2 protein-coding genes are annotated in these 1351 nt (G+C 73.3%); both read left to right on the forward strand.

The features are described from left to right. Positions 1–68: 68 nt before the first annotated feature. Entirely contained in the window at positions 69–968 is a 900-nt protein-coding gene (hisG, locus tag NON22_RS24400) for an ATP phosphoribosyltransferase (RefSeq protein WP_257389577.1), read from the forward strand. Continuing rightward, positions 965–1351, forward strand: a 387-nt coding sequence (locus tag NON22_RS24405; RefSeq protein WP_257389578.1) for a histidinol dehydrogenase, incomplete at its 3' end; no start/stop codon positions are given. The genes hisG and NON22_RS24405, both read left to right, overlap by 4 nt.

The raw sequence follows: 1351 nt of genomic DNA on the forward strand, positions 1-1351 counted from the left end.
CGCGCGGGCACCGCGCCGGCCGCCGGCCGTCGCGACACGCCGGCGCGCACGCGCGGCAGGAGTTCCTCATGAAGACGCGCGACCGGTTGCGCATCGCAGTGCAGAAATCGGGCCGGCTCGCCGAGGCCTCGCAGGATCTGCTCGCGCGCTGCGGCCTCAAGTTCCGCCAGAGCCGCGACAAGCTGTTCTGCTTCGGCGAAAGCCTCGCGATCGACCTGCTGCTCGTGCGCGACGACGACATTCCGGGCCTGATCGCCGACGGCGTCTGCGATCTCGGCATCGTCGGCCGCAACGTGCTGGCCGAGCAGCAGGCCGCGGCGCGCGGCCGCGGCGAAGCGGCCGCGCTGCGCGAGCTCCTGCCGCTGGGCTTCGGCCGCTGCCGCCTGGCCATCGCCTTGCCGCAGGAACAGGAATACGCCGGCAGCGCGGCGCTGCAGGGCCTGCGCATCGCGACGACGTATCCGGCGCTGACCGGCGCCTGGCTGGCTGCTGCCGGTGTCGAGGCGAAGATCGTCGTGCTGTCGGGATCGGTGGAAATTGCGCCGCGCCTGGGCACGGCCGATGCGATCTGTGATCTCGTGTCCAGCGGCGCGACCCTGCAGGCCAATCAGCTGCGCGAAGTCGCCGGCATTCTCGACAGCGAGGCCGTGCTGGCCGGCGCGCCCGTGGCGCCGCCCGACGAGCGCGGCGAACTGCAGGAACTGCTGCTGCGTCGCATCGACGGCGTGATCCAGGTGCGCGAATCCAAGCTCGTATTGCTGCAGACCACGCGAGCGGCGCTGGCCGGTGTCACGCGGCTGCTGCCGCCGGGCCAGCAGCCGACAGTCACGAGCATCGAGGGCAGCGCCGACGAGGTCGCGCTGCAGGCCGTCTGCCACGGCGCGATCACCTGGCAGCATCTGGAGGACATGCGCCGGGCCGGCGCGCGTCGCATGCTCGTATTGCCGGTGGAGAAGATGCTCGCATGAAGCGGTTGGCATGGAAGGAACTGGATGCGGCCGCGCGGGCCGCGACCTTGCAGCGGCCGGCGCAGGCGCCGGTCGAGGCGGCTGCGCGCCGCGCGACCGTGAAGCGGCTGATCGCCCAGGTGCGCGCCGACGGCGACGCGACCTTGCGCGCGCTGACGCGGCGCTACGACGGCTGCGAACTCGATGCGCTCGAAGTCACGGCGGAGGAGTTCGCCGCGGCGGCGGCGCAGGTCGCGCCGGAATTGCGCGCGGCGATCGCCGAGGCGCGCGAGCGCATCGCGCGCTTCCATGCGGCCGGCGCGCCCGCGCCGGTGCGCGTGGAGACCGCGCCCGGCGTGATCTGCGAACGCGTGCTGCGGCCGCTGCGTCGGGTCGGCCTGTAT

The organism is Tahibacter caeni, assembly GCF_024609805.1.
Lineage (GTDB): Bacteria > Pseudomonadota > Gammaproteobacteria > Xanthomonadales > Rhodanobacteraceae > Tahibacter > Tahibacter caeni.

Excerpts from the sequence above, each read along its gene's own strand:
- hisG (WP_257389577.1), top strand. The coding sequence starts at position 69 with ATGAAGACGCGCGACCGGTTGCGCATCGCAGTGCAGAAATCGGGCCGG.